This is a genomic window from Pantoea sp. XAF26B01_ASV70 (assembly GCF_054512635.1).
On the sequence record NZ_JBTNCJ010000002.1, the window covers coordinates 399,846 to 414,650 of the forward strand.

At 40.3% G+C, this 14,805-nt stretch carries 12 protein-coding genes; 2 read left to right on the forward strand and 10 right to left on the reverse strand.

The features are described from left to right. Nucleotides 1–60: 60 nt before the first annotated feature. The 10 genes from ACX8ZY_RS21400 to ACX8ZY_RS21445 form a co-directional block, all read right to left on the reverse strand. Entirely contained in the window at nucleotides 61–1,104 is a 1,044-nt protein-coding gene (locus ACX8ZY_RS21400) for a DAPG hydrolase family protein (RefSeq protein WP_031292536.1), read from the reverse strand. A gap of 71 nt (nucleotides 1,105–1,175) precedes the next feature. Further along, the gene (locus tag ACX8ZY_RS21405) at nucleotides 1,176–2,024 is read right to left on the reverse strand and encodes an alpha/beta hydrolase (RefSeq protein ID WP_158132249.1); all 849 of its coding nucleotides are present in this window, start codon (nucleotides 2,022–2,024) and stop codon (nucleotides 1,176–1,178) included. A gap of 34 nt (nucleotides 2,025–2,058) precedes the next feature. Continuing rightward, entirely contained in the window at nucleotides 2,059–2,793 is a 735-nt protein-coding gene (locus tag ACX8ZY_RS21410) for a fimbrial assembly chaperone (protein WP_158132248.1), read from the reverse strand. Beyond that, nucleotides 2,759–4,072, reverse strand: a complete 1,314-nt coding sequence (stbD, locus tag ACX8ZY_RS21415) for a fimbrial usher protein StbD (RefSeq protein WP_233267966.1) — start codon at nucleotides 4,070–4,072, stop codon at nucleotides 2,759–2,761. The genes ACX8ZY_RS21410 and stbD overlap by 35 nt, the downstream gene beginning before the upstream one ends. An 18-nt stretch (nucleotides 4,073–4,090) precedes the next feature. Next, a complete protein-coding gene (locus tag ACX8ZY_RS21420) occupies nucleotides 4,091–6,658 on the reverse strand; it encodes a fimbrial outer membrane usher protein (RefSeq protein ID WP_411828342.1) in 2,568 nt (855 codons plus the stop codon). After that, entirely contained in the window at nucleotides 6,630–7,388 is a 759-nt protein-coding gene (locus tag ACX8ZY_RS21425) for a fimbria/pilus periplasmic chaperone (RefSeq protein ID WP_459261220.1), read from the reverse strand. Before ACX8ZY_RS21425 ends, ACX8ZY_RS21420 begins: the two co-directional genes overlap by 29 nt. Nucleotides 7,389–7,442: 54 nt before the next feature. Next, entirely contained in the window at nucleotides 7,443–7,988 is a 546-nt protein-coding gene (locus tag ACX8ZY_RS21430; RefSeq protein ID WP_073970676.1) for a fimbrial protein, read from the reverse strand. A gap of 24 nt (nucleotides 7,989–8,012) precedes the next feature. Continuing rightward, nucleotides 8,013–8,627 carry a hypothetical protein gene (locus tag ACX8ZY_RS21435; protein ID WP_421665416.1) on the reverse strand — a complete coding sequence of 205 codons (615 nt, stop codon included), beginning with the start codon at nucleotides 8,625–8,627 and terminating at the stop codon, nucleotides 8,013–8,015. Between the two features lie 481 nt (nucleotides 8,628–9,108). Further along, nucleotides 9,109–12,126 (reverse strand): autotransporter outer membrane beta-barrel domain-containing protein, encoded by a 3,018-nt coding sequence (locus ACX8ZY_RS21440; protein ID WP_459261223.1) that lies wholly within the window; start codon nucleotides 12,124–12,126, stop codon nucleotides 9,109–9,111. Between the two features lie 40 nt (nucleotides 12,127–12,166). After that, complete coding sequence (locus tag ACX8ZY_RS21445) at nucleotides 12,167–12,715, reverse strand: hypothetical protein (RefSeq protein ID WP_158132245.1); 549 nt, start codon at nucleotides 12,713–12,715, stop codon at nucleotides 12,167–12,169. 446 nt (nucleotides 12,716–13,161) lie between these two features. Here ACX8ZY_RS21445 and ACX8ZY_RS21450 point away from each other — a divergent pair, with 446 nt between their 5' ends. Both ACX8ZY_RS21450 and ACX8ZY_RS21455 read left to right on the forward strand, forming a co-directional pair. Next, a complete protein-coding gene (locus tag ACX8ZY_RS21450) occupies nucleotides 13,162–14,016 on the forward strand; it encodes a transcriptional regulator (protein ID WP_158149951.1) in 855 nt (284 codons plus the stop codon). Nucleotides 14,017–14,019: 3 nt separating this feature from the next. Further along, nucleotides 14,020–14,478 (forward strand): hypothetical protein, encoded by a 459-nt coding sequence (locus tag ACX8ZY_RS21455; protein ID WP_459261226.1) that lies wholly within the window; start codon nucleotides 14,020–14,022, stop codon nucleotides 14,476–14,478. Nucleotides 14,479–14,805 lie beyond the last annotated feature (327 nt).

The window sequence follows — 14,805 nt, forward strand, 5'->3', positions numbered from 1 at the left end:
AAATACTCATGGAATCTTTCATATTCGCTGGCGTCTGATATTTTCCTGTCTTATCTGTTATCAGGCGAATTCCTTATAAATATGAGGCAGGAAGCGTCCCAGCGACGTAAATTCTGTCATATCATGCACTGCCATTTCATATGCAAATAACTCTAACGATTCCGCGTTCATACCTGCCCTGGTAATGTATTCTTCAGAAAGCTTTGCTCCGTTTGGAAAATTTGAAAAGCGATTCCACGACGGATGTGTCCCTATCCAGTAACGGTTTATCATTTGCATACCAGCTGGAGTATCGCGCCCAAGATGAATCATCATGACCAGTGGTGTTAAGCGATGATCATAAGGGGTAATTATGCCACTCGCGTTAAAGGTGAAATTGTTTCGTCTCAGTAGTTCACTATCTAAACCCAGGCTTTCCGGAGCGTCAAAATTAATAATTCCATCGAGATAGTTCTCACCGATATATTCAATTATGTGATTAGGGTTTCCGTATAGGCGCTTATCATAACTCAGACTGCTATCAGCTAATCGCTTAGGATCTGCAACAGAATTATGAATATGTGCATGAGGGAACCACAGATAATAACGCTCACTTTCAACTGGATGCCAGGTAAACCACCACCTGAACATATCCGTCGTTACTCCAGGAAAGAGATGCTGGCTTTGCGCATAAGCACATGGCCCATCTTCAACTACACCGTATCCGGATGGTGGATATTTATCGAAATCTTCTAATAAAACCTTTAGCCCCTCAATTGTCGGAGGCAGGATGTGATTTTTTGCTAATGGGCCCTTTTCCAGAGAAGTAACCATTTCGAGTGGAGCATCAAGTCTGCTGTTAAAGAAGTGCGAATAGGGCTTTCCCTGTATCTCTTTTTCATTGACCCTCAAACGTTTTTGCATAGGCACCTGAAAATAGGTTATGAGAGTTTTGTTTAATGAAGCCCCTGCATTAAATAAATTTTCAGTTACTGATGAGTTGTTATAAACAGACGAACCGCTCGTAGCATAAACATTATTAAGTAACGAATGTGATAAAAAAGCGCTACCCGTCAGTAAAGGAATACTTCTTAGTAATTTACGGCGTGAGAGTTTTAACTTCATGTTGTAGCCTTTTAAAAATGCGAATAGATAAAATTGCATAAAAACCGAAATTATTACTACAGCCTAATAAGTTAGTATATTTTAGGAGTGCCCGGTTTTTTCAGAGTCATGAATTGCTTCATAAGAAACCCATCAGGATTAGCTAAATCATCTAATATGGTGAAATGGGTTGCCATGGGAAGAGTAAACATTTTCACTGATTTATCTATCCTGACTAATTCGTCTGCATAACAGCTTGACTGCCTTATAAGTTCAGGTAACTCATCGCCACCAACCGAAACCAGCGTTGGAGCACCTTTTTCCAGATGAAAAAGTGGGCTATATAATTTTATTTCTACAGGCGTTAACTTTAATTTATCTTGCAACCAACACATACTTATCGGATTAAGATCCACGAGTGCACTGATCATATGTACCCTGGATATAGCATGATGTGAGCGGTAAAGTGCGGCAAGATGTCCACCTGCGGAATGACCAGCCAGGTATAGCGGACTATCGCGGACCCCTAGAAAATCCTGATCGTCTTTGATTTTCTTAATCAGGTGCCCGATTTCATTAACAATTTCTGTCATTGTTGCATCAGGTGCAAGAGTATATTCAGCCAGAATGACATTCATGCCGTTTGCGTGAGGTCCCTGCGCAATAAAGGCAAAATCTTCTTTATTACAATGTGTCCAATACCCACCGTGTATAAAAATATAAGTAGGCGAGTTTTTTATACCAGATGACAGGAAGTCGTAGCGTTGCCGGGGCTTACGGCCATAAGACCGATCACGGATCCAGTGATACTTTTTGTAGAGCGCACGACTTCTCGCTTGTAGTTTTTTTAATAATCCATCGAAGTCTTTGACAATTGCAGTATTGTTGTAAGCTTCATCCAGTTCTGTTTCAGTCATACCATGATAAAGATTATTTTGCATTACAACCTCCGAGCGTTGCCTTATTAATTGCATTTTATTTAAGGGAATCATAAAGTGAAGTGATTTTTGTAGTATGCATAACAGAGAACCCACTATCACCTATAACTTCATAATTTATTTTATCTTCTGTTATTTCTCTTTCTGTCTGGATTGACGCTTCAGCAAGCGGAGCGATCATGATTTTATTTATTTTTTTGAACCCAGGAATACTGACATTCAAGGATGCATACCATGCGGTAGGGTTGACAACCCTTAACTCAGCTCCTCTTTTTAAAAACTTCAACTTTTGCATATCATCAAATGAAGGTGATCCTAAATGAGCAGGACGGACAAAAACTTTCAACCTCAAACGCAACGGGAAAAAGATCTTATTCATATCTCTGTCTTTTGACTTAATAATTGATGGTATTTGATAAATATTTAACCAATAAAGAGATTCACGATCTGACGTCAACTCTTTCCTGGTCGTCAGTATGACACGCAAAGAACGTTTTTCATTAGGTAGTATCTTCAATACTGGCGGCAACACGATCACCGGTGTTTTGCTTTCATCAGGAGAAACATTGATATCCTGATCATCAGTCCATAGTTGAACAACAGCAGGACTTGAACTATTGTTATATAGATTAATAGTTTGAGTCATATCTGAAGAATTAAAAATCAGACGTGTTTTATCAACATTAACCGCTGCAAAAGATTCTAAGCTTAAAATAAAAGTAGCGGCTATAAAAACATTACTGAAAACTGATAACAACTTGTAATTGCGCATTGACTGTACCTGACGAAACATTCTGCCCGCTGATAGCTTCAAGTGATGCAGTAAAGTCACCACTATAAATTTCTGCATAATCAGAAGATACTAATGAGGTAAGATCTTTATAGGCATACCAGCCTCGGATATTACCGGAACCTTTACTACCTTGCTCAGGCAGAAGATTGATAGGTGTACCAGTTTTATCATAAATTTTTATTCCAACCCCTGACGCGACACCTCCACTACCATAATTAGTGTCAAGAAGCCAGGTCAGACCCCCACCGCTATTTACCAGTCCAAGATTATTAGCCTGACGAACTGCACTTGCCTGATTAACTAAAAAACCCATTGCTACGTTTGCTGAAGTACTTGTTGAGTTGTTCGTATCAGAAACCGCTCCGGCATCACATTGCAGACTAATGTTGAATGGGGTCTGACTACTTCCGCCACCACGTAATGCACCAACACTAATCGGGGGTAATATAACCAGTGAAGGATAATCTAAAACCTCACAAAGCGCCCCACGGATGTAAGTAACATCTTTATAAGTACTCCACGCAGCTGGCCATATATCATAGAATCCTGGGAAGTTACTGGCGCTATCCTGACCAGGAGAAAGGTTGTTAGTCGCGAGACCTGGTCCCTTAAAAGCTATGTAGCCACGCGGCTGTGTCATAAGATCGACATATCTGCTGGCACCATTCATATAATAATTAGTCGCATCGATTTTAAACATTTCGTATAAGACATCACTGAAAGCACTTGCAGGTACATAGATATATTTTTCATCAGAATACCAGCTATCAGCATTGAGTCTTCTGGCTTTCCAGAACCGGCTGTAATACTCACCCGTCGCCACATTTGTCATGCGCACAGCGACATTTTTAGCCACATCGAAATACGCGCCGTCTAATTCTGATGCAGCATTTCTGCCAGCATATGTGCTATCACCATTTGTAGCATACATTTCATAGAGACTATCACTGTCATTAAGTTCACATCTGAAAAGAATCTGGTTTGGGCTGTAACTTTTATTGCTTGCTGAGTTAATAAAGCTAGCAACAGAACTCGCCAGAAGAGTACCTGATGGCTGGAAAGAACCACTGCTAAGGCTGACTACTGAAGGTAAACCTAAATTCCCAGAGCAAGTATCGCACGCCCCAGTCCATGGCGATGCGGTATATCCTGCTGATATCGCCTGAGCAGAAAGAGATGATGTACTTGTTACTTTTATGCAATTAGACAAAGCAGGAAAACTAAAACCAAAAAAAGAACATAATAATGAAATAATCATTTTTTCTTTTTTCATAATCTACGCCTTTTTACACGTGCGATTGAGATGAATAATTGACTCATTCATGGATCTATCAAGCTGATAACTGACCAGACAACGTTTCTTTTCATTATCTTCCCAGTCAACTCTTAATGTTCCTGAATTATTCGGTACCCTTGCATAAAGCTGCCCACCTTGCCCTATGACACCTATTAAATTACTTTCTGCATCATGAACTTCAGCACCCATAGGAGGCGTATCGCCTGCTTCAGTAACAAGGCTAATAAGGAGTGCTTTTCCCCTTATAGTGGAGAAGTTAACTTTGGCAATAGCACCCGCATAGGGAACGACTCGCTTGCTTCCGCCGCTTAATTCTGCATCAGGATTCATTTTCAAAGTATTCAAACTTACATCGTTTGTGCGATATGGCGTTAGTGAAGGTAAAATTGCGTATCCGTAACTATCTACCACAGCACCTTGACCATTTTGAACCTCTGCGCCTTCCGCACCTTCTGCATGAATCAGAGCGAAAGTATCATTAGTGTAAGGCCCTGCCGTGATGCCACCTTTATGAATCAACACTGTTCCACTCATTCCTAAGCCAGCCTGTCGGTAGTGATCACCTTGACCATAATTTGCGCGTAAGCTACCTATGCGGCTATTCTGTTGCATATTGGCACCAAATGTTGTTGTATCTTCATCTGATGAACTACGCGCATGATCTGTGCCTGCATATACTGAGTATGAAAGTTCCCTGTTTTCACCAAGCGATCCTGTAGTAGAAACAATGGATGAGCGGGTTTCCTTTGATTGATTATAATTATATGAAACAGAGGAAAGGCTTCTACCCCAGTCCAGCGGTACAGAAACATTAAAAGAAAACGTATTTTCGGTGTATTTTTCACGTCGACTGTCATCCTGATTTTTATCAAAATCGAGACGACTTCTGCTATAGTTCCAGGATGTTCTTTGTCGTCCGAAATTTAAGCCATAACTGATTTTTTTCCAGTTATTGTTGTAGCCTAATTGTAACTGAGTGATGCGTGATTGATTATTATAGTAGTCAGAAGTACTCGCACTCAGGCTAAGTAAACCAAGATTATCCATGGACTGACTAACTGTGGCAGACAGACGATTCCGCTGATGCAACGTATCGGAATAGTAATCAATATTCGAGTGACTCTGACGTCTTACACCAAGTACATCCTGTAGATCCCTGAATCCGCTGGTAGAGTAACGATAGGCAGCAAGAACTAAATTGGTCTTAGTCTGGAATGTTTTGCTGTAGCTAACTTCTCCTCGCCACCCTCTCAGAGTCTCATCATTTTCGACTTTTGCATTTGAAAAAGTACTATTAACGCCAATTGCTCCCGCGCTGGTTGACCAGACTCCCCCAACCAGCCATGCCTGATAGTCCTTAGCCAGTCTGGAGCCAGCCGTTCCGGTAATGCTGTTGCTTAAGCCTCTCTGCAAAATCCCCTCAAAAAATTCATTTTCAACTGAATAAAATTGTCTTACGCGGCCTAATGAAACCGAATAATGCCAGGTGCCAGGACGAACGGAATCAGGGACTGAAGAATACGGGACAATGAATGTAGAACTTTTACCATTTGCCTCGATAACTTCAACTTTAAGGTCACCCTGGCTGCGCGTGTTATATAAATCATCAATAATGAATGGGCCGGGTGGAACATTTACTTCGTAAACTACCTTGTCAAGCTGCTTAACAACCACACGGGCGTTTGATAATGCAACACCATGCACTTCAGGGGCATAACCGCGCTTACCCTGCGGCCACATTCTTTCGTCGGTGGCCAGTTTAATCCCATTAAAAGATAAACTGCCAAACAGAGAATTATCAGTGTAATTGTCACCAATGGAAATCTGACTATTGAAATTTTCAAGTGGACGCTGTATCCATGTTCTAACAGAGTTATAATCATATGCACTGCTGCCCGTGCTGGCATCAATATAACGAAAATTTCCTTGATGACGCAGTTGCCATTTGCCTAAGTTAGTGCCTGCTGTAATGCCACTCCAAAGGTACTTATATTCAAAATCAGAATCAGTATTATTGGTCCATGTAAAGTTAGTATTATGTCTAAAAAATAACGCTGTAATTCCTTTATCCCACTCTGATGGAGGTATGTAACCTCGGGGTTTTCTATTTAACTCCGTCATGGGGATCGTGAGTTGTAAACGAAGTGAGGCTTGATCAAACTCCCAGCCTCCCTTTTCAGACCATTTTACCAGGCTCCTGCACGCATGAGTGGCTATGTCTTTATCAGTGATTTTTAACTGAAGTTTCTGCATTTGTTGTGGTGTCAGGCAGGGCTGTGCACCTTTACTATCGTGACTTTCTGTAAAATTAACTTTTTCCTGGGATGAAACAAGATTCCCGTTCAGATAGATATCAACAATATAATTACCTGAAGGCGTTGCATCATGGTTAAATTGGTCAATATTTTTCCCATAGGCAGTACCTTTGAACATAGATGAATCAAAAAAATAATCATCGCAATGACCTACTTTGGAAGTGCAGAAAGTAAAAATAAATGAGAATATAGCAAGTTTTTTATTATTTGTGATTAATGTTATATCTTTCACTTAATCTTGCTCCTTGATCATTAATCGCTGCTACGATTACTTCGCCACTGTCGTTAGGACGCAATTTTGAAGAGTTGAACCAAAACGTTTTTTTTGAAAACGGTGGAATCATCTCAGCATCACTTTTATAGGTTCCACTATTAATATTTGCTTTAATATCAACGATTGATGCATGCCATGGCTGAGGATTTTCAATTTCGATGCCACCTCCTTTTTTTAAATCGTACACATAAGTTAACTTCAAGTTTTTGAGAATATTCCCGGGGTTACCGATAGCAGCAGGCCTGTAAAATGTTTTTATTCGATTTCGGACTATAACTAACATAGCGTTTTTATTTTTTGAATCATCCAGATTTGAAGGTGGTATCTGTAGCATATTGAACCACCCAAGCGTCTCCCTGTCGGTTGCTAATTTTCTACTGGATGAAAAGATCACTCTGATGATTTGACCTGAGCGTGGCTGAATACGAAATACAGGAGGTGATGAAATAAAAATCGCATTATTTTGTTTTTGCGGTTGAGAATCAGTATCTCCATCATCAAACCAGGTCTGAATGACATAAGGAATATCGTCATTATTTTTTAACAGTACATCCACCGAACCAGATTTTTCTGGATAAATTATCCTACTTCCTAAAATAGTAACACTGCCGTATGCATGACTGGTTAATAACGATAAAATTAAAAATATCGCACGAGCACAATAATTAGTAGGATTGAGTTTTTTCATTCTTTTTTCTCAGTGCAAAAACGATGCGCATTATATAATGCGCATCATAATTAATTACTGGTAAGTCACTGCATATTGGAGCGAAGCCGCAACAGTACCTGCGGTAGTACCACCTGTAGAATAATATTGTGCACTATAATCTGCTGAAGTTTCAGTAGCACCAGGTTCAAGAGTCAAATCGCCGCTACCATTAAAACCACTTGTAAGATCGATGACGGCATCCTTAGTGTCCAGCAGCTGAACTTCAACATTTTGCGCTGTACCACTATTAATCAGATTGCCAGAGGAACTTACATTATTACCAATGAAGACTGTAGAAATCTTGGTAGATGCGGTGCTATCACCCGTGCAACCGCTAAGTCCTACTGTAAATGCTGTCAGTCCCGCAGTAGCGCCACTTGTTGTAAGATCAGATTTACTCACTGTCGGCATTAAAACTACAGGCGATGCTGCATTGCCGTTAACTGTAACGGAGCAGGTTTCATCAGATACTTCTCCCTGGAAATTGATTGTGTTATCTGAAGCAGAATAAGCTGATCCGGCGGACAGCGCTCCACAAATAAACAGGGAAAGGCATGCTTTATTTAATTTAATTTTCATTTCTTTATTACCTTTAAAAGTCTATTAGATGCAAATGAGCTGATGAAGATCAGCGCCCATTTTGCGGTGGATAGATTGTTTTATGTTGTAAACTTTCTTTTTGCCAAGGGACATTACCGTGGGCATGGCTGAAAGCGCACAACCTTGAAATGTCAGATCGAGAAATTTCATTTCATTTTCATTTAGCGAAACAATTCTTTTATTTTCACCTCCCTCCGTGTGGATACGATTACTGCAAATGACCTCATTGATATTATCGATGTTACTCCCCCGGTGAAGCATTTTATTTACAGACATATCGTTCTCGGACCAGAAATTAGCAATTGATATCATTTTATCATCACAAACAAGGATGATTACCAACCCGGTTTTCTTCAGGTTCTCCAGCCAATAACTGTTAGTGAAATACCGCAGGTTATAGATAGAGAAATCCACAAAAACGATATTTCGCAGTAGAGTGCTTTCTTTTTTCTGTGGGAATGAAGATTTCAACCCCTCAATTAAATAATTATTATTACCCGGCCATACAGTGAACTTCTGAATTTCACATCTACCTATGAGTACATCTGTGTACGGTGTAATAAGGCATTTGCGCGAACAGCGTATGCAACACAGATTTGGTTTTATTAAATGTTTCATTAACTGCTCCATTCAGAGGTTTTGCAGATGAATCTATGTCTCTCAGAAGGTGCAATCATCCTAACGCAAATCACTGTTTTTAGTGATTTATATTATTAATAAAGATAAATAAAGAATATTACTCTGATATGACAGGTTGATTCCGAACTGAAGAGTACTTTATATGCTGAGAAGGCGTAACACAGGTTTTCGCATTGTCTCTGTATTGCATTTAGTTAAAGGGAAGATAAGGAAGTGCCTTAGAACGGTTCCGGGAAAGGTTGGTTTTGTTATGCCTGCTGTAGATTCTCCTTGATTTAACACTCAGGAGTTTATTTAACCCTGAGATATTATTGTGCTATAAATTGCAGAAGCATCTTAGCCGATATACGGAGTGTTAAAGATAGTGCAGGAAAATAACCAATACGAACAGGAAACCAGTAATCAGATTGTATAGTTCCTATGAATCAACAATCTGATTACTGTAATATGGTTTTCTGATTTAAAAACTATATTTCAGGCCTAACATAGCCTGCGACTCAGAATACCCCTTACCTCCCATTTGCTGTGATACATAGCCGGTCAGGTTAAGTTCCGGAGCAATTCGTCCCTCAACGCCAAGTTTTAGCTCCCCAATATTTCGGGTGCCAGCCTGACTAACAGTAACGCCATCCATGGTGATGCCACGTAATTCTGTATTATGTATCCATGATGTTTCAACAAATGGCTTAAAATTGCGCTGTTTTCCTTCATCCAGAGTACTATGACCTTTAAGGAAAGACTTCAATGCCAGCCGGGTAGTGATATTGTCATTTCCATCACCTCGTATTTCTGTGCCGTTAGATTCGTGGTTTGTATCGCTACGAATACCAGACCATCTAGCACTGATCAGCGGCTGAACGTACCAGTTCAATTCTTCATGACGACCTAAGTTACCCATAGCAATTACATAACCCGTCTCGAAGGTGGTGTTCAGGCCTTTTGAATCATATTTCTCAGCACTGAGTCCTTCACCATTAATTGTGTTATTAAACCAGCTGTATTGCAGCAAAGCATCAAGGTAAGGACCATGTTCGCTTGAACCATCGCCGAACCAGGTAGAGTAAAGACCAAGCGTGTAACCCTTAATGATGCCTCGCGCGCTATAACCTGACAATATGGAACCGGAACGTATATGGCTGTAGCCATATCCTGCCAGCGCACCGATGCGTAACGAGGAGCCATTATCTGAATTAAATCTTGCCATATCTCCCCCCATTAATAGCGTGTAACTATTGGATCGGGTTTTCAGCTGTCCTGATTTATCGGTATAACGGGAATGACTACCCCTGTTTTTAATCCATAGACTGGTGCTTTTATCTTCGCCTGTAATGTTATCTGTATATTCCGTTTCCCCAAGCCTGTCGCTCAGGTTTGAGCGGAACATAGTGTCAGCGGCGATCAAACTGGCTGAATAAACGCCCCCCTCCGGGCGAAGAAGCTGGATTTTATTAGCATCAATCCCGGCATTTTCTTCACCACTATCAGTGACTCCGCCGTCGATATTCCCTTCGTGGCTTCCGCTATCTGAGTCGCCATTTTGACCTTCGTTACTGCCGCTGCCTGCACTACCGACGCCATCTTCATTGTTATCTGAATCTATACCGTTTCCTTCGTTGCCTCCGCCAGACCCGCTACCAGCTTCATTGCTACCTGAATCTATACCGTTTCCTTCGTTGTCTCCACCAGACCCGCTACTACCGACATCATCTTTATAGTTAGATAAATACCAGTTTGATGTTTCGTCGTTCTTCCCTCGGGTCAGATGATATTCAAATGCTCCAGCAACGATTCGGCCTTGCTGGACAAATTCCCCTGATGACTTGCCGCCTACAGTGATCAGTTCGATTCCATTGAGGGTTTGCGCTCCGTTTCCACCGAGATTAGTTACAGCAACGCGGGAAGTGCCGGAGGTATCTCCTGATATAAGGAGCCGATCGGAAATTGAATCATCACCTCCCAGCGCTGTACCGAAAACGAGTAAGCCGTTATTGCCAATATAATTGCCATTTACTTTCAAAGTTGTTCCAGGCTGATTAGCCGACACGATTACTTTACCGGCATTTGTCAGGCTGCCAATAGTTTGGTTATAGCCATTGAGATTTAATGTGCCAGAGGATCCCACATCGTAAGTAGCATTAGGGCTGAAGGTATTTTCTGTGCCCGCCTTCAGAACACCACCTGAAATTTTAGTAGCACCCTCCCACGTATTTGGTGCTGTGAGTACAGTCGTACCATTATTATTTTCAACAGTACCTTTACCCTGAATGAGATTTGCAAACAGGTATTCACTTTCAGTATGGTTAAAATTTAGCCTGCCTTCACCCTCTCCAAAGCTGATCGTAGCATCAGGATTTAGCTTGCCCGCAGAAACAGCGGATAGCCTTGCAGGAGCACCAATATCAAACACGCCCGTTGAACCACTCTGCTGAGCAATCACTATACCAGCACTTTCTAATTCTCCTTCCTTTTGAAGGATAAGGTTTCCTCTGCCAGCTTTGCCTATAATCGTCTTCTCACCTACAGCATATATCCCCGAATTTAAACCTGTGATATGTACTTTTCCTGTTGCACCAGCAGCACCTCCAATAATAAGAGATCCTCCTTCAGGCGAAGGAGGGTATGATGCAATAAATATCTTTCCGCCATTCTCAACAGCAACCAGGCCGGTACCATTATCTTCGGCACCAACTGTCATAAACCTGTGGCTTAAGAAACTAGAACCGGCATCTGAAACATTAATAATACCGACACCACCTTCCCCTCCAATTTTCGTATATTTATTAGTTACTGTTCCCCCATTGAATACATTCAGCTCAGCTATGCCATTAACTCCGACATAGGCATAACCTATTGAATCAGATCCCCAGACTTTAAGTGCACCGCCGTCGACATTGATAATGCCTTTAGAACCACTTCTATTAGCGACTCGAAGCGTTAGTGTCGTCACTTCACTGCCAGGGCTGATATAAAGTCTGCCTGTTCCATTCTCGCCTACAACTAATGTTCCCGAAGGTATTCTCCATACTGAGTTAAGTCCTGCAACATGTACGATACCTGTAGAGCCAGCCCCGCCGCCAATGCTTGAGCCCGATCCAGAAGCCATAATCCCGGCTCCATCCAGAATGTTCATTTCACCATATGATCCCTTACCGTTAGCAACTCTGAAACTGTTCTGTACATTTATCCATGCCCCTTTGATAGTAAATCTGCCACTGGACGCTTCCCCCTTACCAATATAAAGGCTCTGACTACCGTAAACATCGGATGCATTATCGATTTTCAAAGTGCCTGAGGGAAACATGTGGTCTCCCGAAGTATCTTTATCACCAACGATTATGTCCCCCTCATAGGATGAAAATGATTCACTACTACTTTTTTGATTAACATCCCCGTCGAATATAACATCTGCCCCAACAGGGGGAGACATAGAGGCGACAATAAAAAATATTGCTTTTTTTCTTTTCAATGAATTTTGCATGGCTGTAATCACCTGATGAAGTTATTAGCGACTTATTGGGCTACTTAATTACGGGCGGGCATTGATTGAATAATACTTTCGTTATATCTCTACCCAACTTTCGGCTTATCATCGGCTTGAGCTGATAAACCTTTTTAATTGGTAAGTACAGTGCTTTAGAAATACACATCGGATCTAACCCCTTCAATGAGAGATTAATATATTTTATTTCAACTCTATCCAATCTGTTAATTTTCTTATCTGAAGGGATATGTGAAATATAATGAGCCGCATTAAAAACTCCGATTGTTTTTTCCAGAGAAAAATCACTGTAAATCACAGCGCTAATCTTTCTCTCACGGATTCTCCAGTATTCTGCTAAAGGCTCCAGTACGCTGTCACAGATGAGTATTATTTTTCTTTTAGCTTTCTTTAACAGGATAATCCATTTATCATTAATAAAGCACCTGATATTGAGACATGAAAAATCAACAAACAAGTACTCTTTCCTGACGCTTTTATTTATACATAATGATTCAAGGGCACAAAGACCTGTTTTAAGGTAAAAGTTTGAGTCTGGCCATAAAATCAATTCATTCATAAACTCCATTTTGAGTGCTCCTTATCTTTTAACAGGCTTAATAATTTGTACCGAATCTCTATTGGAAGAAGAGACCTCCCCTTTATTAAATAGCTATGTCGTGCTTATACATTTCAGATAGTGAAAACAGTCGAATAGAGGATGGGTTTAAAATTTGGTCCTGGTTAACCCTACTCCACTACAATCTTCAGCATCATTTTCTCGGCACTTTGAGTGAGATAATTCTCACTTTTTTAAGCTTGATTGGGTATTTATTTCACCAAAAGGCAATAATAAAGACAAAAATTCTGCATAAATGATATTTAAAAGATTATTAGAGTATCCGGGGGTGTTTTTAGCATAAGAAAAAGATAGTATTAATGCATCTGTAGAGGCACATTCCCGGATGACTGACTTGTCCCAGAAGATATGTATCAGTGATTTCAGCGAGTTGAGTGAATTCACAAGGAGTATTTATGTATTTTATTTTGAATAAAAGTATTAAGTTTATACCCGCAACCAATGAGTTATGCCTGGTTTTACATGATGGGAATAGCATACTTATATCGAATGCAGCTTCCCGATTACTTGATGAGCTGATACGTAATGTTAACGAAATTTCCACGCGTGATGAGCTTCTTCAAAAAGTATGGGAGGATTATGGCTATACCTCTTCTTATAACAATGTTTACATGGCAGTCAGCGAACTGAGAAAAGCAATTACTACTCTTGGCCACAGCAAGAATATAATTATTACCGTGCCAAAAATAGGCATTAAACTTGTCGCAGATGTTGATATATTTGAGTTAAATCGCGGCCAAAATAATAGATCACCTGGCCCGACACTTTCAGGCTCCGAGTCAACTTTAAATTCCTCTGAAGACACTGTGCCTGATTTACAGAGTGAGAAAATTTCAGATGGAAGTCCGGGGATGCATGTTGTTGTGGAGGAAAACAGAGCTGATAGAACTTTTCATAATTATCGCTGGTTAATCCTGCCTTTCATACTCCTTATAGGAATGGGGAGCCTTTACCTTCAGCATGTACAGGAATTCAGCATACAAAAACTAAGCCTTTATGATTCTTTCGATTTTCAAGCCTGCCGGATTTACATTATTAACAGGAGTGCTGGATATGACATCGCACAACTCAGAGATAAGGCCTTGCATGTTATTGATGTAAATAAAATTAATTGCAAAAACGGTAATAAAATCATTTATTTTCAGGGTAACTTTCTTCGCTCTGGGCTACTCGCAGAATATACACTTGGCATCTGCTCTCGTAATGAGAAAAAAAACTCCTGTGAGACTATTAAACATCTGGCGGGCTAAGAAATGTTGAAATCAAATAAATTTTTCGTTTGGTCAGTTTGTGCATCGGTTATTTTCTCGGCGAGCATTAATTATGCATATTTTAAAAGCACCAGGCTCATTTACACGTGCTCGTCTGAGCTAACCCTGGCATATCCGGATGGATATAGAATTTACGCCTCCTTCATTGGCTTCAACTATAGCGATGGAAGTGGTTTATCAACATATCGTGGAACCGTTATAAACGGCGATAAAGAATACATCCTTAATTCCGACATGCCTAATAGAATTCAGGGAGCTAAAGTGAAATCTATCACCTACGGTCAGACCGTTAAGAAAAATAACGATACGGTGCCAGAAGATATTACGTTTAAAAAAATGCTCAGTAAAGACTCAACTTACTACCTCTCTTTTTATGCATCGCCAGATGGTGATGTCATTGTTAAAGATAGAGGTTCTGTAACCTATATATGTTCTCATTAATATAGTTATATTTTTCTAATTATCTCATTATTACTTACTAAGTAGTGGATTGTTAAAATACCAATAAGTAGCTAACTCTGGTTAGCCTATACTTTTTATGATAATCTGCTTGAAGCGTGTTCAGCTGATTTATTATTAGTTGGGGATTTTGATCGACTTTCAATAAATAAAATTTTTTTATTGAGCAGCATCTTTTTCTGCAACGGAAAATTTTAATTTTCCCATCTAAACTCGGAATCAGACGCAGACAGCACGGTAAACGCCTTGCAGAAAGTAAATGAATGTCGGCTTATCCCGATTATCGGTAGCGCGCCATACTGATGGTAT